20 protein-coding genes are annotated in these 20,574 nt (G+C 53.7%); 12 read left to right on the forward strand and 8 right to left on the reverse strand.

The features are described from left to right. On the forward strand, window positions 1-1,077 hold the full coding sequence (gene tilS / locus KBY68_RS03430; protein ID WP_255095905.1) for a tRNA lysidine(34) synthetase TilS: 1,077 nt from the start codon (window positions 1-3) through the stop codon (window positions 1,075-1,077). On the opposite strand, the gene KBY68_RS03435 is transcribed toward tilS, so the two are convergent. From KBY68_RS03435 to KBY68_RS03445, 3 genes are all read right to left on the reverse strand, one after another. After that, a complete protein-coding gene (locus KBY68_RS03435; RefSeq protein ID WP_106499020.1) occupies window positions 995-2,887 on the reverse strand; it encodes a ribonuclease J in 1,893 nt (630 codons plus the stop codon). The two genes, tilS and KBY68_RS03435, sit on opposite strands and share 83 nt — an antisense overlap. Window positions 2,888-2,949: 62 nt before the next feature. Further along, a complete protein-coding gene (dapA, locus tag KBY68_RS03440; protein WP_106499021.1) occupies window positions 2,950-3,840 on the reverse strand; it encodes a 4-hydroxy-tetrahydrodipicolinate synthase in 891 nt (296 codons plus the stop codon). After that, window positions 3,837-4,865 carry an aspartate-semialdehyde dehydrogenase gene (locus KBY68_RS03445; protein ID WP_106499022.1) on the reverse strand — a complete coding sequence of 343 codons (1,029 nt, stop codon included), beginning with the start codon at window positions 4,863-4,865 and terminating at the stop codon, window positions 3,837-3,839. The genes dapA and KBY68_RS03445 overlap by 4 nt, the downstream gene beginning before the upstream one ends. A 107-nt stretch (window positions 4,866-4,972) precedes the next feature. Here KBY68_RS03445 and tig point away from each other — a divergent pair, with 107 nt between their 5' ends. The 5 genes from tig to KBY68_RS03470 all read left to right on the forward strand — a co-directional run bounded on the left by tig (window position 4,973) and on the right by KBY68_RS03470 (window position 10,636). After that, complete coding sequence (tig, locus tag KBY68_RS03450) at window positions 4,973-6,352, forward strand: trigger factor (RefSeq protein WP_106499091.1); 1,380 nt, start codon at window positions 4,973-4,975, stop codon at window positions 6,350-6,352. A 20-nt stretch (window positions 6,353-6,372) separates the two neighbouring features. Then, on the forward strand, window positions 6,373-6,996 hold the full coding sequence (clpP, locus tag KBY68_RS03455; RefSeq protein WP_106499092.1) for an ATP-dependent Clp endopeptidase proteolytic subunit ClpP: 624 nt from the start codon (window positions 6,373-6,375) through the stop codon (window positions 6,994-6,996). Between the two features lie 62 nt (window positions 6,997-7,058). Beyond that, window positions 7,059-8,408, forward strand: a complete 1,350-nt coding sequence (clpX, locus tag KBY68_RS03460; protein ID WP_106499023.1) for an ATP-dependent protease ATP-binding subunit ClpX — start codon at window positions 7,059-7,061, stop codon at window positions 8,406-8,408. Window positions 8,409-8,412: 4 nt separating this feature from the next. Further along, window positions 8,413-8,940, forward strand: a complete 528-nt coding sequence (locus KBY68_RS03465; protein WP_106499024.1) for a lecithin retinol acyltransferase family protein — start codon at window positions 8,413-8,415, stop codon at window positions 8,938-8,940. 13 nt (window positions 8,941-8,953) lie between these two features. Further along, entirely contained in the window at window positions 8,954-10,636 is a 1,683-nt protein-coding gene (locus KBY68_RS03470; protein WP_255095906.1) for a DNA polymerase III subunit gamma/tau, read from the forward strand. 1 nt (window position 10,637) lies between these two features. On the opposite strand, the gene KBY68_RS03475 is transcribed toward KBY68_RS03470, so the two are convergent. Next, complete coding sequence (locus tag KBY68_RS03475) at window positions 10,638-11,948, reverse strand: glycosyltransferase family 2 protein (protein ID WP_255095907.1); 1,311 nt, start codon at window positions 11,946-11,948, stop codon at window positions 10,638-10,640. Between the two features lie 41 nt (window positions 11,949-11,989). Continuing rightward, window positions 11,990-13,480, reverse strand: a complete 1,491-nt coding sequence (locus KBY68_RS03480; protein ID WP_255095908.1) for a SpoIID/LytB domain-containing protein — start codon at window positions 13,478-13,480, stop codon at window positions 11,990-11,992. 61 nt (window positions 13,481-13,541) lie between these two features. On the opposite strand from KBY68_RS03480, the gene rpmI reads away from it, so the two are divergent. The 3 genes from rpmI to KBY68_RS03495 are packed head-to-tail and all read left to right on the forward strand — an operon-like array spanning window position 13,542 to window position 14,671. Continuing rightward, window positions 13,542-13,742 (forward strand): 50S ribosomal protein L35, encoded by a 201-nt coding sequence (gene rpmI / locus KBY68_RS03485; RefSeq protein WP_106499030.1) that lies wholly within the window; start codon window positions 13,542-13,544, stop codon window positions 13,740-13,742. A 48-nt stretch (window positions 13,743-13,790) separates the two neighbouring features. After that, window positions 13,791-14,138 carry a 50S ribosomal protein L20 gene (rplT, locus tag KBY68_RS03490; RefSeq protein WP_106499031.1) on the forward strand — a complete coding sequence of 116 codons (348 nt, stop codon included), beginning with the start codon at window positions 13,791-13,793 and terminating at the stop codon, window positions 14,136-14,138. Continuing rightward, window positions 14,138-14,671: a tetratricopeptide repeat protein gene (locus KBY68_RS03495; protein ID WP_106499032.1), complete on the forward strand. Its 534-nt coding sequence runs from the start codon at window positions 14,138-14,140 to the stop codon at window positions 14,669-14,671. The genes rplT and KBY68_RS03495 overlap by 1 nt, the downstream gene beginning before the upstream one ends. Before the next feature lie 31 nt (window positions 14,672-14,702). Here KBY68_RS03495 and KBY68_RS03500 read toward each other — a convergent pair whose 3' ends face one another. Continuing rightward, on the reverse strand, window positions 14,703-15,248 hold the full coding sequence (locus KBY68_RS03500) for a hypothetical protein (RefSeq protein ID WP_133165142.1): 546 nt from the start codon (window positions 15,246-15,248) through the stop codon (window positions 14,703-14,705). Window positions 15,249-15,354: 106 nt separating this feature from the next. On the opposite strand from KBY68_RS03500, the gene KBY68_RS03505 reads away from it, so the two are divergent. The 3 genes from KBY68_RS03505 to KBY68_RS03515 all read left to right on the forward strand — a co-directional run bounded on the left by KBY68_RS03505 (window position 15,355) and on the right by KBY68_RS03515 (window position 18,599). After that, window positions 15,355-16,158, forward strand: a complete 804-nt coding sequence (locus KBY68_RS03505; RefSeq protein WP_255095996.1) for a thiazole synthase — start codon at window positions 15,355-15,357, stop codon at window positions 16,156-16,158. Window positions 16,159-16,249: 91 nt separating this feature from the next. Next, window positions 16,250-17,443: an NAD-dependent epimerase/dehydratase family protein gene (locus KBY68_RS03510; protein ID WP_255095997.1), complete on the forward strand. Its 1,194-nt coding sequence runs from the start codon at window positions 16,250-16,252 to the stop codon at window positions 17,441-17,443. 4 nt (window positions 17,444-17,447) lie between these two features. Continuing rightward, window positions 17,448-18,599: a glycosyltransferase family 4 protein gene (locus KBY68_RS03515; RefSeq protein WP_255095909.1), complete on the forward strand. Its 1,152-nt coding sequence runs from the start codon at window positions 17,448-17,450 to the stop codon at window positions 18,597-18,599. Here KBY68_RS03515 and mrdA read toward each other — a convergent pair. Together mrdA and KBY68_RS03525 are read right to left on the reverse strand one after the other, a co-directional pair. Further along, complete coding sequence (gene mrdA / locus KBY68_RS03520) at window positions 18,551-20,347, reverse strand: penicillin-binding protein 2 (protein WP_106499036.1); 1,797 nt, start codon at window positions 20,345-20,347, stop codon at window positions 18,551-18,553. The genes KBY68_RS03515 and mrdA overlap by 49 nt on opposite strands. Further along, window positions 20,344-20,574, reverse strand: coding sequence for a hypothetical protein (locus KBY68_RS03525; RefSeq protein ID WP_255095910.1), 231 nt, complete (start codon window positions 20,572-20,574; stop codon window positions 20,344-20,346). The genes mrdA and KBY68_RS03525 overlap by 4 nt, the downstream gene beginning before the upstream one ends.

Here is a 20,574-nt window from a genome sequence, read left to right on the forward strand (position 1 = left end):
ATGCAGATCATTAATTCTCCCACGCAAGCTATGGCACCCCGCTGGAGTGCCGATCATTTGCGGCTGCATCAACAGCTATTACGGCAGCCGCTGCTGCTACCCCAAGGGGCGCGGCTGCTGCTGGCCGTATCCGGCGGCCAGGATTCAATGGCACTAGCAGGCTTGCTGCTGGATCTAAAACGGCTGCACCACTGGTGTTTACATATTTGGCATGGCAACCACCGCTGGCGGCAGGAAGCAAACCAACAGGCAGAACAACTATTGCAATGGGCAGAAAGCCAAGAAATAGAAAGCCATTGCGATAGTTGGCAAACACCGATTCACACTGAAGCCGCCGCCCGTGAATGGCGCTACAGCTGCCTTGAAAAACAAGCCAAGGCATTGGCTTGCAGCCATGTGCTCACAGCCCACACCGCCACCGACCGCAGCGAAACCGTGCTGTTGCATCTGGCCCGGGGCAGCCACCGCAAAGGCTTAGCAAGCCTTAGTAGCGCAAGAACCCTGGTTGAAAATATAACTTTGGTAAGGCCCTTACTCTGCTTTTCAAGATCGGACACCAGCCGCATCTGCGCAGAATTAGGGCTGCCAATCTGGCTAGATCCAAGCAACACAGATCCGCGCTTTAGCCGTAATCGCATCCGCGCTGAAGTATTACCGGTGCTAGAGCAACTACATCCAGGTGCCACCAGGCGGATCGCTGCAATGGCAGAACGATTTGAGGCAGAAGAAGAAAGCCAGCAGCAATTACTAGATCTTGCCCTACAAACTTTACTTGGGGCGGATCAAAAACTGAAGCGAAGAGAACTTATGGCCATCGGCCAGGTAAATCGCGAACTACTTTTGTTGAACTGGTTGCAACGCCAGGGGGTTGAACCCCTTGGCGTTGAGCAGTTAAATCAGCTTTGGCCGCAACTTGAAATCAGCCGTGGTGCCAATCAAATGGAATTGGCAAAACAGCAAATTCTGAGTTGGAACAAACACTATCTATGGCTTATCAACCCACCGTTGCGCTGGGGCGACGGCGGCGCTGGCGATTATCTTCCTCAGTTTGAGCAACTACCTGAGCTTCAGGCTTAGCTTGCTGGGGACGATCCCGTTCCTCCCTTGCCGCCCGAGTTACGGGGGTGCGATCTTCTACAGGATTTTTAGATTTATAAGCAGGCGTACCAGCTGGGGCTGGCTGCACCAAACAAATAATCATTGGCTCCACCTGCAATTCACGCCTCATGCGCCGCTGTAAACCAACCTCGATTTCCCGTTGCACACCCACCCAATCCACATCGGGGGCATTACCACCGGTGTTGCGTGATAACTGATTCCAACGGTTTTCCAATACCCAGCCCACTTCCCGCTCAGCCCACATCGACATCTTGCGGGGATCAGCAGTGGTAACCACACCGCGCAGATTCACCCGTGGTGGAGCCACCATCAAGCCTTCAGTGCTGATGGCAACAAGAAGGGTGATCACACCATCACCTGCTAATTGCTGGCGTTCTTTTAAAACGCGCGCATCAACAATACCGTTGCGGGAATTATCAAGCAATTCGATACCAGCCTTCACTGGATCACCCTTACGAATTGAATCTGGGGTGAGCTCAACCACATCACCGTTATCGATGATTAATATATTTTCCTCAGGCACACCCATAGATTGAGCGGTGCGGGAATGGCACATCAACATGCGATGTTCACCATGCACAGGCACAAAGAAGCGGGGCCTTGTTAGGGCAAGCATCAACTTTTGATCCTCTTGGCTGCCGTGACCTGAAACGTGAATACCTTCGCCTTTGCCATAAACCACCTTGGCACCGAGCATCATCAAGCGATCGATCGTGTTAACAACAGAGATCGTGTTACCTGGAATTGGGCTGGCTGAAAAGATGATTTTGTCGGTGGATTTAACCTGCACCTGGGGGTGCTCACAACGGGAGATGCGGCTGAGGGCAGCGAGGGTTTCACCTTGGCTACCTGTCATCAATAAAAGCGTTTCACGATCGGGCAGATCGCGTATTTGCTTAATTGGCACAAATAGATCATCTGGGCAGCGGATATAACCCAATTCCCGGGCCTTAGCAATCACGTTGAGCATCGAACGGCCAAGCAAACTAACCTTGCGGCCATGCTTAAGCGCCAGCTCAAGAATCATCGATACCCGATGCACTGAACTAGCAAATGTTGTGATCAACACGCGGCCTTCTGCACTGCCCACATGGCGATCGAGATTGGGGAATACGGCCCGCTCAGAAGGGGTGAAACCAGGCAGTTCAGCATTGGTGGAATCACTAAACATGCAGAGCACACCCTGCTCGCCGTATTGGGCCATGCGCTGAATATCGAAATACTCACCATCCACAGGGGTGTGATCAAATTTGAAATCACCTGTGAATACCACAACACCCACTGGGGTTGTGATCGCCAATGAAAAACTATCGGCAATTGAGTGGGTGTTGCGGATGAATTCAACTTTAAAATGTTGGCCAACTTTCACCACATCCCGTGGTGCAACTGTTTGCAGTGTGGTGCGATCTGCCACACCGGCTTCTGCCATCTTGCCCTCGAGCAGCGAAAGGGCTAAGCGGGGCCCATAAATAATAGGAATATTAAAATGCTTGAGGTGATGGGATATGCCGCCGATGTGATCTTCGTGGCCGTGGGTAACAATCATGCCACGGATACGTTTTTGATTTTCTCTTAAATAACTTGTATCTGGCATCACCACATTAACGCCATGCATACCATCGCTTGGAAAGGCGAGGCCCGCATCCACCATCATCAAATCATCGCCGTATTCAAATACGCAGGTGTTTTTACCAATCTCATGCAATCCACCTAAGGGAATCACCCGTAGGGCGGGGGTTTTGGTTGCAGATGTTGCGGAAGTAGCCATAGAAACCTTTTAAAAAATTAGTTGGTTGAAAAGATAATGAGCAGCTGCCCATCGCCTTGAGGTCAGGTAGGACGCAGGGCGGCAAGTAAAACAGCTAAGGATTCCCGCACGGCATTAGAGGCGGGTAGCAATGGCAATCGGGCGGAGCCAACTGGCCAGCCCTCCAGCTCTAGGGCCGCTTTAAGAGGAATTGGATTACTGCTGCAAAACAAACCTTTCATCAATGGTAATAGACGCTCATGGATGGCGAGGGCCTTTTGCACTTCACCGGCAAGAAACGCTTGGATCATCTGTTGCAATTCCTCGCCCACCAAGTGGCTTGCCACACTCACAACACCAACGGCTCCGAGGGCCAACATGGGCAAAGTTAATGAGTCGTCGCCGCTGTAAATAGCCAACCGATCTCCGCAAACAGCCCGCAGCTGGCTCACCTCATCAACACTGCCACTGGCTGCTTTGTAGGCAACCACATTGGAATAACGCAGCAAACGAGCCGTTGTTTCAGGCGCCAGGCTGGCACCTGTTCTGCCGGGAATGTTGTAGAGCATCAAAGGCAAATCAGCTGCCGCTTCCGCCACCGCGGCGAAATGGGCTTCCATACCCTCCTGGGGTGGCTTGTTGTAATAAGGCACCACCACAAGGGCACCATCGGCGCCAAGGGCTGCGGCCTGCCGGGTTGCTTCCACCGCTTCGGCGGTGCAATTACTGCCTGTGCCGGCTAAAACCTTGGCCTTTCCAGCAACCGCCAAGTGCACTGCCTGCAACAGGGCATGTTGTTCATCCCAGGAAAGGGTGGGTGATTCACCAGTGGTGCCACACACCACCAGGGCGTCGGAACCATGCTCCACCAGGTGATGGGCCAAGCGGCCAGCCAAACCGAGGTCAACGGCCCCATCAGCATCGAATGGGGTAACCATCGCCGTTACCAAACGACCAAATACGGCACTGCTCATCGCCCTATCCCCTGCAGTAATTCAGCGATCTGAATGGCATTCAAAGCCGCTCCCTTGCGGATTTGATCACCACAAAGCCATAGTTCAAGGGCATTTGGATTGCTTAAATCCTGGCGAATACGACCCACCGCCACAGCATCGCGACCGGTTACATCACTGGGCATTGGGAAGCGGTTAGCGGCAAAATCTTCGATCAATTCCAACCCTGGCGCTGCCGCCAATAGCTCCCGCGCTTCCTGCACCGGAAAGGGTTGTTCAAATTCCAAATTCACCGCCTCCGAATGGGCCCGCAATACCGGCACCCGCACGCAGGTGGCACTTAAACAAAGATTGCTTAGGCCCATTATTTTGCGGGTTTCGTTAAGCATTTTCAACTCCTCTTCGCAATAGCCATTGGCCTGCAGAGCGGAATTATGCAAAAACAAATTGAAGGCCAAGGAATAGGGCAAAACCTCACTTACCGGTTCGCCGCCAGCAAGCACGGTGCTGCTCAATTCCCGCAACTCTTCCATGGCCCTCGCGCCTGCACCACTGGCGGATTGGTAGGTGCTCACTATCACCCTTTTCAAAGGCCGCCGCGCCGCTAAGGGGGCTAACACCAAACTGAGCAGGATCGTGGTGCAATTTGGATTGGCGATTATTCCCTTGTGCTGCAGGGCCGCCTGCGGATTAACTTCCGGCACCACCAAAGGCACCTCTGGATCAAGCCGAAAGGCGCTTGAGTTATCGATAACTACAGCCCCCTGCTCCACCGCCAATGGCGCCCACTGGCGCGACACCGAACCCCCAGCTGATGCCAGCAACAGATCAACCCCTTGCAAAGCTGCTGCACTAACGGGCTGCACCTCTAGGTTTTGCCCCTGCCATGGCAACAAAGCTCCGGCTGAGCGGGGGGAGGCCAGCAGCCTTAATTCCTTAATTGGAAAGGCGCGTTCCTTCAATAAAGCAAGCAGCTCTTGGCCCACAGCTCCGGTGGCTCCAAGGATGGCAACTGTTTGCGGATTTGCCGCGGCTACGGGAGTCAACGGTGGTGGATGAAATCAAGCGAAACCTGAGAAGAAACAATAGGCGCTTGGGGGGTGTGCACCGGCCTGTTTCTAGGATCACGGGCTTGGTTCCATTTGGCCCACCCATGAGCAGCACCCTTAAGGTCAGCACTTCTCCCCTCCCCGGCAGTCGTTTAGCCCTTGAGGTGGGGGTACCAGGCAGCCGCTGCCAAGCCTCCTACGAAGCTGCCCTGCTGAAATTAGGTCGCACGGTGAAGTTGGCTGGCTTCCGCCAGGGCAAGGTGCCGCGCTCGGTGCTGTTGCAACAAATTGGCCCACTGCGGGTGAAGGCCACCGCCCTTGAGGAATTGGTTGATGCGGTGCTGCGCGATGCCCTAAGCCAAGAAAACCTAGAAGCCCTGGGCCAACCGGAATTAAGCGGTGGCTTCGACACGCTTTTGGAGCAATTTGAGCCGGGTAAGGAGCTGCTGCTGAAGCTCGAGATGGATGTGCCACCCACTCCGAAGTTAAAAACCACAAAAGGGCTTAAGGCAGAGGCCCAGGAGGTGCTCTACAACCCTGAGCGCATCGATGAATTGCTAGAGCAATCCCGCAAGCAACTGGCCACCTTGGTGCCGATTAGTGATCGGGCTGCCGCCATGGGTGATGTGGCAGTGGTGAGTTTCAGTGGCAGCTTTAGCGATACCAATGAACCGATCAGTGGTGGCAGCGCCGAAAGCCTTGAGGTGGAATTGGAGGAGGGTCGAATGATTCCCGGATTTGTAGAAGGGATTGTGGGGCTAAAACTCGGCGCTGAAACTGAGGTGAACTGTGAATTCCCCAGCGACTATCAAGATGAAACCTGCCGCGGCCGCGCTGCAAAGTTCAAAATCAGCCTCAACGACCTCAAGGCCAAGGAACTTCCCACGCTTGATGATGCCTTTGCTCAACAGGCAAGCGATAAGGAAACCCTGGAGGAGCTGCGGGCCGAATTGGAAACCCGCCTAAAAGCAGATGCCGAAAAACGCCAAAAACAAAACCGCGAGCAGGCCTTACTCAAGGCTTTAGTGGCGGAACTTGAAGTTGAAATACCAGAGAGTTTGGTTAAAGAGGAAATAAACGCGATGTTGCAGGAAACCGCTGCTGAGATGGCCCAACAGGGGCTGGATATCAAAAAGCTATTTACCCCTGAGGTGGTGCGCAATTTGGCGAGTAAATCTCGGCCAGAAGCCACCGAACGCCTGCAAAGCAGCCTTGCCCTGCAAGCCCTTGCCAAGGCGGAGGCCATCAGTGTGGATGCGGCGGTATTGGAAGCAAAAATGAAGGAGGTGATCCGTGGTTTAAGCGACACCAACCGGATCGATCAAAACCGCTTGCGGGCTGCGGTGTCGGAAGACCTACTCAAGGAAGCGGTTTTTGCTTGGCTGGAAGCCAATGCCAGCATCACCATTGTTGGTGCTGAAAAGCCCGCTGAAAGCCCTAAATCAAAAGCCAAGCCCAAGGCAAAGGCTAAAGCCATAGATTGAATGGAATCCAGCAGCGGCCCGTGCTCAACGCTTTAAGCCACCATCCGGTTCATAGCCATTGGCAAAACACCCTGGTTCCCACCGTGGTGGAGCAATCCGGGCGAGGTGAGCGGGCCTTTGATATCTATTCAAGGCTCCTGCGGGAAAGGATCATCTTCCTCGGCACACCGATTAATGATGCGGTGGCTGATGCAATCGTTGCCCAGCTGCTTTTCCTGGAAGCGGAAGACCCTGAGAAAGATATTCAGATCTATTTGAATTCCCCCGGCGGCTCCGTTACGGCTGGCCTCGCCATCTACGACACCATGCAGCAGGTGAGCCCAGATGTGGTAACGATCTGTTATGGCCTTGCCGCCAGCATGGGTGCCTTTCTGCTTTGCGGCGGCCGCAAAGGCAAGCGCTTAGCCCTGCCCAATGCCCGGATAATGATCCACCAACCCCTTGGTGGCGCCCAGGGCCAGGCCGTTGATATTGAAATCCAAGCCAAAGAAATTCTGTTTCTCAAAGAAACGCTCAATGGCTTAATGGCCGAACACACGGGCCAACCAATCGAAAAAGTTGCCGAGGATACAGACAGGGACTACTTTCTTTCACCCCATGAGGCTGTGGAATATGGCCTTATCGACAAAGTAGTAGTTGATTGACGATTGACGCGAGCCCTTTTGGGGTTGATCCTGTTTTCTAGGAAGGTAACCAGCAACAGGCGATGGCCAAATTCGATGCCCACCTGAAGTGCTCGTTCTGCGGTAAATCGCAGGAACAAGTGCGCAAGTTGATTGCCGGGCCCGGCGTTTATATCTGCGACGAATGCATCGACCTATGCAACGAAATCCTTGATGAGGAGCTGGTGGAAGCCCAAGGAGGTAGCCGCCATGCCCACCAGGAGAACAGTCGTAAAACGGTTCCAAGCAAAAAAGCAACTAAACCTGTTCCCACCCTTGCCAGCATCCCGAAACCACGGGAGATAAAAAGTTTCCTTGATCGCCAGGTGGTGGGCCAAGAGGAAGCAAAAAAAGTGCTTTCCGTTGCTGTTTATAACCACTACAAACGCTTGGCCTGGCAGGGGGATGGCAGTGGTGAACGGGAGGAGAGTGCCACCCGTTTAAGCAAATCAAACATCCTTTTAATCGGTCCCACGGGCTGCGGTAAAACCCTGCTCGCCCAAACCCTGGCTGAGTTGCTTGAGGTGCCTTTTGCCGTGGCTGATGCCACCACCCTCACGGAAGCCGGCTATGTGGGAGAGGATGTGGAAAATATCCTGCTGCGCTTACTGCAAAAGGCGGATTTAGATGTGGAACAAGCCCAAAGGGGCATTATTTATATTGATGAGATCGATAAAATTGCCCGTAAAAGTGAAAATCCATCGATCACCCGCGATGTATCCGGTGAAGGTGTTCAGCAAGCACTACTAAAAATGCTTGAGGGCACAGTGGCGAATGTGCCACCCCAAGGCGGCCGCAAACATCCCTATCAAGACTGCATTCAAATAGATACCAGCCAGATCCTATTCATCTGCGGCGGGGCATTTGTTGGCCTCGAGGATGTGATCCAAAGGCGTTTGGGCCGCAATGCGATCGGATTTGTGCAAACCGACAACAGGGGCCGCAATCGCAATAAGGAATTGGATGCCGCCAAGGTATTGCGCCACCTGGAACCCGATGATCTTGTGAAATATGGCCTAATCCCTGAATTCATTGGTCGCATGCCGGTTAGCGCCGTGCTCGAACCCCTAGATGAGGATGCCCTAGAGGCAATTCTCACCGAACCGCGCGATGCCCTAGTGAAGCAATTTCAAACCCTGCTTTCTATGGATAGTGTGCGTTTGGAATTTGAACCAGGGGCGATTAGGGCAATTGCGATTGAAGCCAACCGCAGAAAAACTGGCGCCCGGGCCCTGCGCGGAATTGTGGAAGAGCTGATGCTTGATTTGATGTACGACCTACCTGGCAGGGATGATGTACCCAAATTTGTTATTACCCAAGAATTAGTGGAAGAACGCCATGGTGCCAAGGTTCTAGCCCATCCCACCAGCCTGGATCAACAGGAAACGGCCTGAGCCAATGGCCGCGGCCGATCACCTAGAGGTACCTAGGGGCCATGGTTTATTTATGCACCATGGCATCGATCTTGGCGATGGAACCGTGGTGCATTATTTGGAGGGAAAACAAATTCTGCGCAGCAGCGTAGAAGAATTCAGCCTAGGTGAACCGCTCAAAATAGTGCCCCATGCTGATGCTGATCCCGTTGGTGTAACCCTGCGGCGAGCGATGGGACGCTTGGGGGAAGAACGCTACAACCTGTTATTAAATAACTGCGAACACTTTGCAGTTTGGTGTAAAACCGGTTGCCACCGCAGCAGCCAAGTGGAAAAGGCCTTGGGTTACGGTCAAATGTTATTAGAACAGGGCCTAAATATCAATCAAGAACTAAATATTAGCCATGGCCTAAAAGAACTTAAAAATGGCCTAAAAAAATTGGAACAAAAGCGCCAACAACTCAGTGAACAAACCTTTGCAGATCAATTGCAGGCGGTGGAAACCCTAAAAAGCCAGCTCCAAGATTTACTGAGGGGAAAACCCCAAGCCTGAGTAGCCTCTAGCCATGGCTTACGAACCGCTGCACCATAAATACAGGCCCCAGCGGTTTGATCAGCTAGTGGGCCAGGAGGCAATTGCAGCCACCCTTAGCAATGCATTACGCACTGGTCGCATTGCACCGGCCTACTTATTTAGCGGCCCGAGGGGAACGGGCAAAACCTCCAGCGCTCGCATTCTGGCTCGATCGCTTAATTGCATTGCCAGTGATGGCCCCACGCCAGAACCCTGCGGTAGCTGCGAATTGTGCCGCTCGATCGCAGCCGGCAGCGCCCTTGATGTGATCGAAATAGATGCCGCATCTAATACAGGCGTAGACAACATCCGCGATTTAATCGAACGCTCCCGCTTTGCACCGGTGCAGGCGCGCTGGAAGGTTTATGTGGTGGATGAATGCCACATGCTTTCAACGGCAGCTTTTAATGCCCTACTAAAAACCCTGGAGGAACCACCACCAAGGGTGGTGTTTGTGCTCGCCACCACTGATCCCCAACGGGTGTTACCAACGATCTTGAGCCGCTGCCAGCGGTTTGATTTTCGCCGTATTCCCTTGGGGTCGATGGAAAGTCATTTGGCTTGGATTGCCAAAGAAGAGCAAATCCAAATCAATGCAGCGGCCTTGCACCTAGTGGCCCAATTGGCCCAAGGGGGCCTAAGGGATGCGGAAAGCCTGCTGGATCAACTCAGTTTGCTGCCGCCGCCGGTGGAACCAGAGGCGGTTTGGGAACTACTTGGGGCGGTGCCAGAACAGGAATTATTGAGCCTGGCGAGGGCATTGGTTGCAACTGATCCCGTTGGCCTATTGGAAAATTGCCGCGGCCTTCTGGATCGCGGTAGGGAAGCCACCGCAGTGCTTCAGGGTATTGCGGGTTTATTGCGGGATTTAGTGCTGGCTTTAGCTGCACCGGACCAACCGGAATTAAGCAGCTTTTCTCCAGCTAATAGGGCTGAATTACCGGCGTTAGCAAACCAAGCTGGCCTGCAAAAATTGCTGGCTTGGCAACAGGGTTTAAAAGGTAGTGAGGCCCAACTACGCCAGAGCGCCCAACCGCGTTTATGGCTTGAGGTTTTAATGCTGGGATTACTGGCGGAACAGAGCACTATCAGCGCGCCAACAGCAGTTTCAACACCAACTACAACCACCACTCCAGCGCAAACTTCTACTCAAAGTCAAATTCCAGCTGCAATTCCAAATCCCCCAACTACAGCTACAGCTTCGCCAGTAGAAAATCAAAACGGACCCGATTTAGCAGCCATTTGGCAACAGATCTTGGCAAGTTTGGAATTACCTTCTACCCGCATGTTGCTATCACAACAGGGCGAACTAGTGCGGCTTGATAAATCAAAAGCTGTGGTGCGAGTAGCGCCAAATTGGCTGGCGATGGTGCAAAGCCGCCTGCCCCTATTGGAGCAAGCCACTGAGCGGGCCTTGGGCTCGCCGCGGCAGCTAATGCTGGAAACAGGTAGTGCCCAAACTCATGCACCTATTGAAGTAGCTGCACCGCTAACACCAGTTAAAATTATTGAAAACAATCCAGTTATTGAGAGCAAAGCAGCTGTTGAAAGCAAACAAGAATTTCAACAAGAAACAAAACAACCAAGCCCAAGTAATGGCATTGAAGTGGAAGCTAAACGCTTAGCTGAATTTTTTAACGGCGAGGTTATAGCAGCAGAAGAAAATATTGATTAAATTACAAGCCCACATGTGCGGTTTTTGCCCATACCAATCTTTTTGGTTTAAAAGCCATCTTTAAACTAACCCAAGGGATCACTAAAAACCAGTGCATAAGATATGTGTTGGCAATTAATAAAGTTAATCCTGAGCTGGAAGGTAGGGCCGGGCCTTCGCTAAAGCGGCTGCCGGCACGTTTAATCGCAAGGGCGCTGAAACCTACCGTTGATATTGATAAAGGCCAGAGCAGTGGCAACTCACGCCAGGCTAATGCGGCAAATAAATCACCATAAATTGCCACTGGCAATGCATATTGGAGAAGGAAAAATACCAATAAATCAAGCCTTTGTTTAATGCTCAGCTTGTTTGATATCAAAGCAGGCCAGTAATCAAGGTAACGCTGCAAACCACCCTCAGCCCAGCGCTGCCTTTGGCGCAACAGGGCACCCCAACGGGCAACTGGTTCCTCTTGCACCGGTGGATTCCAGATCACACCAATCGCTTCTCCAGCCAAGAGCAATCGAAAGCTCAGATCTAAATCATCGGTAACTGTGTCTTCATTAAATCCACCGCAGGCAAGCAACACCTCGCGCCGCAGTAGTTGTCCATTACCCCGTAATTCACCAATACCCCCAGAACAAATCCGACCCTCTTGCATCACCGCATCAAAGGCCATCTCAAGGGCTTGGGAGCGGGTTAGCCAACTGGTTTCAGCCTTATCCACCGCCTTGCGCAATTGCAGGGCACCCCATTGGCGCCGTTGCAAATGCGGCAGCAAACGCATCAACAGATCTGGAGCAAAGCTGGCATCTGCGTCTAACACCATCAACCAATCAGCTTTGAGCTGGGGCAATAGGGCATTGAGGGCTGCGCTCTTGCCACCACCTGAATCCCGCAGGCGATGCTGCACGTGAAGGAAAGGAAAATGTTGTTTAAGGCCTTCCAGGATCTTGGCGGTGTTATCCAAGCTGCCGTCATTCATTACCCAAAGGTTGAGCTGATCCTTGGGGTAATCCAAATCCGCCACCGCCTGCACCAAACGGCCAATTACGGCCTCCTCGTCCCTGGCGGCCACCAGCACATCAACCCGGGGCAGCTGGTTGGCCCCATCCACAGGCAAACAAGGCTCCATATCAACGCTGCTGCTAAACATCGTGCGCAAGCCATAGCCGCACAGCAACAATGCTGCGCCTAATGCCGGCAGCAGGCCCCGCAAGGGACCCAGCCAATGGGGTGCTGCCCCAGCACCTAAACAAGCCAAAACAAAAATCAGGGCCTTGCGCCTACGGCCTTCGGGCCAACACAATTGAGTGGAATCGCCTTCAGCCATATGGCGTTTCCTCCCCAATGGCACCAACTTTAAGGGAATAGCTACCTAGGCAAGCTTTTCAACTTTTCCAAAACCGTGCCCGGGAAGTAGTACTTGAGGATTTGAGCACTGCTCCAGCCCTTTTGGGCCAATTCGATGGCACCGGCTTGGGAAAGGCCAACCCCATGGCCAAAACCAGCGCCATCAAACCGCCAAACCCCAGGCTCTTCTTTTACAACCACAAAAAGTGTGCTTGGTAATTGGCGCAGGCGCCTGCGGATTTGATCCCTACGCAAATTCAATGAACCCTCACTGCCCTGCACTAAAAGGTCCACCACCCGGCCGCTGGGGCCCCGCTGCTGCACCAACAAGTTTTGAACATTGCCCAATTTCGCTGAAGCGGCAAGGGCGGCAAGCTCTTGGCTGCTGATCCGCCGCTGCCAGCGGTGGCGCGGATGGGCTGCACCATGCAGGTTGGCACCATCTTCCAGCAATTTATTGAGCCCAACCCCTTCGATGATTGGCAAGGGAAAACGTTTTTTCTCGCTACCTGGGCCATCCAGCTGGGCCTTTAGATAGGGCAGGGAACCACCCCCCCAACCCTCCTCAAACCCAGCTGAAACCCCGCCATTAGAGGCGCTGTAAACCCCATGGACCGGTTTTCCCTTCCAGGTGAGCAATAAACCTTTGCTGGCATCAAGGGCCAGCCGCAATTTGCTGCCCACCTGGCTTGGGTCGCCGTAAACCTGGCATTGGCTATCGGCGCAAAGGTGATAACCATCGATATGAAAGCGCTGTTGGTTAGCCAGGGCCCAGGTGCGGGCCAACACCGCTTGGGCAGCCTGGGCAGCGGCGGGGGCAGAAGCACCAATCTCATGGGGTACCACCCCCTGCAGATAGGTTTCCAAAGGCACCTGCTCAACTAGGGCCCAGGTGCCATAGGCATCCCGTTGCAAGCGGAAGGGTCCGCCATAAACGCCGCCATTCCAAAGCAACCCCCGGGGTGCTTTCAATTGAATCGGTCCATCAAGATTTAAAACCTGGCCGGCTTGCCTTAACTGCGGCTGCCAGTGCAGGCGATTATTCAAACGCACCTCGCTGCTAATTCCATCAGGGGCTGGGCTTTCAAGGGGGGCCCACACCTCCCAATCCCCCGGCCGCGCCAACAGGGGCTGGGCACCCTTTAAACGCCAAAGGCGAGCCTGCTCATATGCCGATTCATAGCTGGGGAAAGGTCCCAACACCCGCCGCTCCACCAGCAGCGGCCGAGCCAAAGGCTGGCGCACCCAATGGATTTCAAAGCGATCCGCCTGGCGTTGAACCCCCTTGCTATCCCGCAGGGTGAGAAACCCTGCTGCTGCCCTTAATTCCAGGGGTGCAGCGGCGGCCGGCAAGCGCTCAGCAATGCCCACCCACACCACGGGATTACTGCCGGCTATGGCTGGCGGCGCCTTAGTGGGCCAGTGCAGGGGCAGATCAGCCGCCTGCAATTCGCTTCTACAGGCGGCCATTAAGGCCAAGGGCACAAATAAGGCGAATGGAACTAAACGCACGCAGCTAGGCAAAAGGGAGGTTGAGAAGCTAGTTTGGTTGTTTGCGCGCCATACGTTAGAGATGCCGAAGCTCAAAACCCGCCGGGCCGCCGCCAAGCGTTTCCGCATTACGGGCAGCGGCAAATTCATGCGTCGTCATGCATTTCACAACCACCTGCTAGACCATAAAAGCCCTAAGCGCAAACGCTTTTTGGGCACCATGGCAGTGGTGGATGAAACCGACCACGACCGCGTAAGCCTCATGCTTCCCTACGCCAGCTGATCGCCGGCTGCTTCATTTTTTATTCCTACCTGCATTTATTTCTGAACCATGGCCCGCGTTAAGAGGGGCAACGTTGCCCGTAAACGTCGTAACAAGATTCTTCGCATAGCCCGCGGTTTCCGTGGTGGCAACGGCAGCTTGTTCCGCACCGCTAATCAGCGGGTCATGAAGGCCCTATGCAATGCCTATCGCGACCGTCGCCGCCGTAAGCGCGATTTCCGCCGCCTTTGGATTGCTCGCATCAATGCCGCTGCCCGCATCAATGGCCTCAGCTACAGCCGCCTGATGGGCGGTTTGAAAAAAGCTGATGTGCGCATTAACCGCAAGATGCTCTCTCAAATTGCAATCCTCGATCCCACCAGTTTTGAAAAGGTGGTGGGTGCCGCTAAGGCTTGATGGAAATAACACTGCCCCAGGCCTATCTACTGGGCTTGATTGGCCTGCTTGGCCTGGTGGCAGTGGTGGTAGCCCGGCAGGTATTGAGGGTGAGGAAAGATGAGGCTCGCCTGGCCAAATTGGAGCTGCAGTGCAGTGGCAACACCAAGGCGGAAGCCGCCAGCCTCTATGAACTTGGTTCGGTGCAATTGGATAAACGCTTATTTGCTCAAGCTGTTACCACTTTAAAAAAAGCGGTTAAACAACTTGATAATGAACCGGAAGAAGCCCAGGCCCTTGTGCAAAATGCCCTTGGTTTTGCTTTAGCTGCTCAACAAAACCATAATGATGCGATTCGTCATTACAGGCTCGCCTTAAGGGCAAAGGCTGAATATCCTGTGGCCCTAAATAATATGGCCTATTCCCTAGAGAAGCAGCAAAAACTCAGTGATGCAATCAATACCTATGTTCAAGTGCTGGAACTAGAGCCAACGAATCCAACAGCAATCAAACGCTTAAAATTGCTTAAGCCAGAGGCAATACCGAATAAGTAAATATAAAAGTTATAAAATAGCTAAAATCAACTTACCAAAGGCCGCGCACCGCAGGGGCTGGGGCGCTATTTGCAACAGGTGCTAGCTCAAGGATTGCACCAGCACTGGTGAGCCGCGGACCCTCCCAACTACTTAATTTCAACATTTCCAAACCTTGGAATTCACCACCGGGCTCCAAGCCAACTGGCAATTTATCACCTAGTAATAACATCTCCATTTGATCGCTTTTAGCATTTATATTTGCCTGCACCGGCACCGATTGGCCGCCTAAAGTGAGCACACCAAATAAATCTAAACGCTGGCCAATTGCCACAAGGCGATTGATATTTAATTCAGCAACTATGGAACGGGGGGCATTTTTTGTACTCAGGGCACCGCGCCACTGGCGCGGCATGGTGCCAACTAAATATTGGGCATAGGCCTCTGGATCGAAATTATCAACTTGAATGCGATCTGCATTAAGGGGATCCAAGGGCTCCAATCTGAGCAAACCAGAATCCACCCCAGCGGGTGGTTTAAATGGCACAAAAGCCGGCGGTGTTGCCGCTAGCAGGGGCAAGGTAAGCAACAGCGGCATCACAGGATGGAGCTCTGCCCAAACCGTAGGGGGTTAACCCCCATAAATGACTATCGCCCCGCCAGCTCTTGATCCGTTCTGCCCCCCAGCCATGCAAAACAACAACATGATTACCACCGCAGATCCACTGCTAATTGGCGGCCGTGAGTTCAGCAGCCGTTTGATCACCGGCACCGGCAAATATCCAAGCATCGATGCCTTGCAGCAAAGCATTGCCGCCAGTGCCTGTGAAATCGTTACGGTTGCCGTAAGGCGTGTGCAAAGCAATGCCCAAGGCCATGGCGGCCTGATGGAAGCAATCGATTGGTCGAAAATCTGGATGCTGCCCAACACCGCCGGTTGCGCCACCGCCGCAGAGGCGATCAGGGTGGCCCACCTGGGACGGGAACTAGCGGCCCTAGCAGGCCAATCGGATAACAATTTTGTGAAGCTTGAGGTGATTCCCCCAGGGCCCCACCTGCTGCCGGATCCAATCGGCACCCTGGAGGCCGCTGAAACCCTTGTGAAGGAGGGCTTTGCCGTGCTGCCTTATATCCATGCCGACCCAGTGCTGGCCCAAAGGCTGGAGCAGGTTGGTTGCGTAACGGTGATGCCGCTGGCCTCACCGATCGGCAGTGGCCAAGGCCTAGCCAACTTGGCCAATATCCGTTTGATCATCGAAGCGGCCCAGGTTCCAGTGGTGGTTGATGCCGGCATCGGCATACCCAGCGACGCTGCCCTCGCGATGGAAATGGGCGCTGATGCCGTTTTGATCAATAGCGCCATTGCCCTGAGCGCCAACCCCGCCCGCATGGCCAGGGCCATGGCTTTGGCCACCACCGCAGGCCGCGAGGCCCTGCTGGCCGGTGCAATGCCCCGCCGCAGGGAAGCAAGTGCCAGCTCACCAACAACCGGCTTGGTGGGCAGTTGATCAAAGCATCTGGGGCCCTTTGCAATTCCTACCGGGATCCCTGTAGTAGCTTGCCCTGATGGAGCCGGGCTCCAATCGACAGGAGACATGCGTGAAGGTCTTGGTGCTCGGTGGTGACGGCTTCTGCGGCTGGCCCTGTGCCGTGAACCTCGCAGATGGTGGCCACGATGTGGTGGTGGTAGACAACCTCAGTCGCCGCAAGATCGACATCGATCTGGAGGTTGAGTCCCTCACCCCCATCAGCAGCATCGGCGAGAGGTTGCGGGTATGGGAGGAAGTGGGCGGTAAACCAATGCGGTTTATCAACCTTGATATTGCCCAGGATTACGACCGCTTAGTGGAACTGCTGCGCCAGGAGCAACCGCAAGCGGTGGTGCATTTCGCTGAACAGCGGGCTGCTCCCTACTCGATGAAAAACAGTGTTACAAAGCGCTACACCGTTGATAACAACGTAAACGGCACCCACAACCTGCTCTGCGCCATCGTTGAAAGCGGCCTGGATGTGCACATCGTGCACCTGGGCACCATGGGGGTTTATGGCTATGGCTCCCATCGCGGTGCCACCATCCCCGAGGGTTACCTCACCGTTGAAGTGCCCCAACCAGACGGCAGCCGTTTTGTGGAAAAAATCCTGCATCCATCGGATCCAGGCAGCGTTTATCACATGACAAAAACGCTTGATCAACTGCTTTTTCATTACTACAACAAAAACGACGGCATCCGCATCACCGACCTGCACCAGGGCATCGTGTGGGGCACCAACACGGAACAAACCAGCCGCGACCCGCGCTTAACCAACCGTTTTGATTACGACGGCGACTACGGCACCGTTTTAAATCGCTTCTTAATGCAGGCGGCCATCGGCTATCCCCTCACCGTGCACGGCACCGGCGGTCAAACCCGCGCCTTTATCCACATCCGTGATTCCGTGCGCTGCGTGCAACTTGCCCTTGAACATCCCCCCAGCGCAGCTGAAAAGGTAAAAATCTTCAACCAGATGACCGAAAGCCATCAGGTTGGTGCCCTAGCTGAAAAAGTAGCTGCCCTCACAGGAGCGAGCATCAACTATCTGCCCAATCCCCGCAAAGAAGCGATTGAAAATGATCTGATCGTTGACAACCGCTGTTTTATCGAGCTTGGCCTTGAACCCACCACCCTCGATAACGGTTTGATGAATGAGGTGGTGGATGTGGCCAAACGCTATGCCGATCGCTGCAACCGCAGCCGGATCCCCTGTGTGTCTGCCTGGACCCAAACCCAGGCCCAGGCCTTAAACCAGGGCTAAGGCTTTGAAAATTGCCTTCTTCACCGAAACCTTTCTGCCCAAGGTGGATGGGATTGTTACCAGGCTCACCCGCACGGTTGAGCAACTGGTAATTGCTGGCGATGAGGTGTTGGTTTTTTGCCCAGAGGGGGCACCCAGCAGTTTTGCCGGTGCCCGCATCGTTGGGGTGCCAGCGATGCCGCTGCCCCTATACCCCGAGCTCAAATTGGCCCTGCCACGGCCAGCGGTATCTGATGCCCTCGATCAATTTCAACCTGATCTGGTGCATGTTGTTAACCCAGCCGTGTTGGGTTTAGGGGGCATTTGGCTGGCAAAAACCCGTGAATTACCACTGGTGGCCAGCTATCACACCCATCTGCCCAAATACCTCGAGCACTACGGCATGGGCATGTTGGAGCCGCTGCTTTGGGAATTGCTCAAGGCGGCCCACAACCAAGCCCAGCTGAATCTATGCACATCAACGGCCATGGTGGCTGAATTGCGCAGCCATGGCATTCAACACACCGCCCTTTGGCAACGGGGTGTTGATACCGATCTATTTCAACCGGAACGGGCTCGGCCTGAAATTCGCAACCGCTTGCTTGGCAACAACAGCAACAGCGATGCCCTTCTGCTTTATGTGGGCCGCCTATCAGCTGAAAAACAAATTGAACGGATTCGGCCTGTGCTTGATGCCCTTCCCCAAGCCCGTTTGGCTTTGGTGGGTGATGGACCCCATCGGCAGCAGTTGGAAAAAGTATTTGCCGGCACCGCCACCACCTTTGTGGGTTACCTAGGGGGGGAGGAACTGGCTGGCGCCTATGCCAGCGCTGATGCCTTCCTGTTCCCCTCCAGCACTGAAACCCTAGGCCTGGTGCTACTGGAAGCTATGGCTGCCGGCAGCCCAGTGGTGGCCGCCCGCCGCGGCGGCATCCCCGACATCGTTACCGATGGTGTTAATGGCTGCCTATATGAACCGGATGGCCCGAACGATGGGGCTGCCAGCTTGATTGCTGCCACTAAACGGCTACTGGGTAACCACAATGAGCGGCAGCAACTGCGGCAGCAGGCCAGGGCGGAAGCGGAACGCTGGGGTTGGGCTGGCGCCACCGCTCAACTGCGCAATTACTACGGCCAGGTGGTGGGTTTAGCGCCTGAATTAGTTAAAGCAGCTTGAGCTGGCATTTTTTTAAAAAATACCTCCATTAGTTTTTTCACCATCGGCGCTGAAACCGTGCCGCCATAACCACCGCTATTTTCGGCAAACGCAACGATCACAAGCTGCGGCTTTTCGGCTGGGGCATAGCCACCAAACCAGGCATGGTCTGGCCTGGGTGGATCCTCGCCAGTGCCGGTTTTACCTGCCACTGCCGGCAGATTTGGATCGGCTAGCACCTTTGCCGTACCTTCCGTTACGGCGCGGCGCAGGCCTTGATGCAACATCTTGATTGTGTCTGCTTTTAAACCCATTCCTTGCGGTTTTGGCACATGCTTACCCTCCACCAAATGGGGTGTTACCAAATTGCCACCATTTGCTACAGCTGCATATAAACGAGCCATTTGTAATGGTGTTACCTGCAATGCTCCCTGGCCAATTGCAGAGGTAATTGTGTCTACGGGCGTCCAAGCTTCTTTCAACACCTGCTTTTTCCAGGCGGCATCACCTAGCAAACCAGGTGATTCTTCCGTTTTTAATTCAATACCCGTATAACTGCCATAACCAAAACGCCTAGCCGCCTTAAATAATTCCGCCTCACCCACCTTTAAACCAACCTGGTAATAGAAACTATTACTGCTAACTGCTAGGGCCAAGGGAAAGCCAATCGCCCCAAAACTACCGTGGTCGCCGTAGCACATCCCCGCATAGCAAAATGAATTAAAGGTTGGCAATGTTGATTTAGCATTCATCAAGCCAGATTCAATACCTGCGGCGGTGGTAACAATCTTGAAGGTGCTGGCCGGTGGAAATCCCTGCAGCGCCCTATTTAATAATGGCGCCTCAGTTCGATTAAGAAATTTCCACTCGGCTGTGTTGATATTACGCGAAAATATATTTGGATCATAATTAGGTTTACTTGCCATTGCTCGCACCGCTCCGGTGCGGGGATCTAAAGCAACGATCGCTCCTTTTGCAACGGTTCCCAAGGCCTCATCTGCAGCCCGTTGTAGATCCAAATCCAAGGTGAGGGTGAGATCTTTTCCTGCTTTTGCCTGCTTATCACCCAATACCCTTTGCACCTCACCGGCAGCATTAACCTCCAATTGCTGGCCGCCCCATTCGCCCCTTAGGTGATTTTCATATACAGCTTCTATGCCGATGCGGCCAATGCGATCTTGGATGCGGTAACCCTTCTCTTCTAAATACTGATATTCAGCATCGGTAATTGGGCTGGTGTAACCCAACACATGGGCACCGAGGGCGCCGTAGGTATAGGAGCGGCGATAATCCTGATCCACTTGTAAACCCTGTAAATTCGCCTGTTGTTCCTTTAAACGCAGCACCTGATCAGGTTTTAAATCAGCGATTAATTCAATGCGATAACCATCGGGGTTAAGGCCACTTTGGCGCTGATGATTTAAACGATCAGCCGGTATTTGCAGCAAATTAGCTAAACGCGGTTGCAGTTGCTGCCAGCGGGCATCATTGAGCTCCTTAGGTAATAAATAAAGGTTATAGGTGAGGCGATTACCGGCCATCAACCGGCCGCGGCGATCCAATAACCTGCCCCGCATTGGCGAACGGGGCACTAGGCGCACCCGGTTTTCATCGGCCAATACGCGATTTTCGCTGCCATGGGCCAATTGCAACCAGGCCAATCGGCCTGCCATTGCAGTTAGTAGGGCAATAATAAAAATCAGCAACAAAGCCGGCTGTTGATCCATGCCGCTAAAACGCTGGCCGCGGCGCCCCATGGACGGGGTCATTTAATCAATAGTTTTTGCAATGCACTTAAACGCTTTGAAATAGCAGCTAAGCGCTCACTTAAATCAACTGTTTCTGCAGGTGGTTCTGAAACGGTTACCTGCACCGTTACTAAATCGTCGCTATCAACAGGTGTGCCTTGAAACTTTGCCAAGGCCTCCTGCACAAGCCGTTGGGCCGCCTGCAACCCCAAGTTCAAAAGCGGATTCGAGGTTGGGGATTGGCTCAT

Origin of the sequence: Synechococcus lacustris Maggiore-St4-Slac (assembly GCF_024345595.1) — a bacterium.
Lineage (GTDB): Bacteria > Cyanobacteriota > Cyanobacteriia > PCC-6307 > Cyanobiaceae > Synechococcus_D > Synechococcus_D lacustris.

Coding starts and splice junctions, on each gene's coding strand:
- tilS (WP_255095905.1), top strand. CDS start 1: ATGCAGATCATTAATTCTCCCACGCAAGCTATGGCACCCCGCTGGAGT.
- KBY68_RS03435 (WP_106499020.1), bottom strand. CDS start 2,887: ATGGCTACTTCCGCAACATCTGCAACCAAAACCCCCGCCCTACGGGTG.
- dapA (WP_106499021.1), bottom strand. CDS start 3,840: ATGAGCAGTGCCGTATTTGGTCGTTTGGTAACGGCGATGGTTACCCCA.
- tig (WP_106499091.1), top strand. CDS start 4,973: ATGAGCAGCACCCTTAAGGTCAGCACTTCTCCCCTCCCCGGCAGTCGT.
- clpX (WP_106499023.1), top strand. CDS start 7,059: ATGGCCAAATTCGATGCCCACCTGAAGTGCTCGTTCTGCGGTAAATCG.
- KBY68_RS03465 (WP_106499024.1), top strand. CDS start 8,413: ATGGCCGCGGCCGATCACCTAGAGGTACCTAGGGGCCATGGTTTATTT.
- KBY68_RS03470 (WP_255095906.1), top strand. CDS start 8,954: ATGGCTTACGAACCGCTGCACCATAAATACAGGCCCCAGCGGTTTGAT.
- KBY68_RS03475 (WP_255095907.1), bottom strand. CDS start 11,948: ATGGCTGAAGGCGATTCCACTCAATTGTGTTGGCCCGAAGGCCGTAGG.
- rpmI (WP_106499030.1), top strand. CDS start 13,542: ATGCCGAAGCTCAAAACCCGCCGGGCCGCCGCCAAGCGTTTCCGCATT.
- rplT (WP_106499031.1), top strand. CDS start 13,791: ATGGCCCGCGTTAAGAGGGGCAACGTTGCCCGTAAACGTCGTAACAAG.
- KBY68_RS03495 (WP_106499032.1), top strand. CDS start 14,138: ATGGAAATAACACTGCCCCAGGCCTATCTACTGGGCTTGATTGGCCTG.
- KBY68_RS03500 (WP_133165142.1), bottom strand. CDS start 15,248: ATGCCGCTGTTGCTTACCTTGCCCCTGCTAGCGGCAACACCGCCGGCT.
- KBY68_RS03505 (WP_255095996.1), top strand. CDS start 15,355: ATGATTACCACCGCAGATCCACTGCTAATTGGCGGCCGTGAGTTCAGC.
- mrdA (WP_106499036.1), bottom strand. CDS start 20,347: ATGACCCCGTCCATGGGGCGCCGCGGCCAGCGTTTTAGCGGCATGGAT.
- KBY68_RS03525 (WP_255095910.1), bottom strand. CDS start 20,574: ATGAGCCAATCCCCAACCTCGAATCCGCTTTTGAACTTGGGGTTGCAG.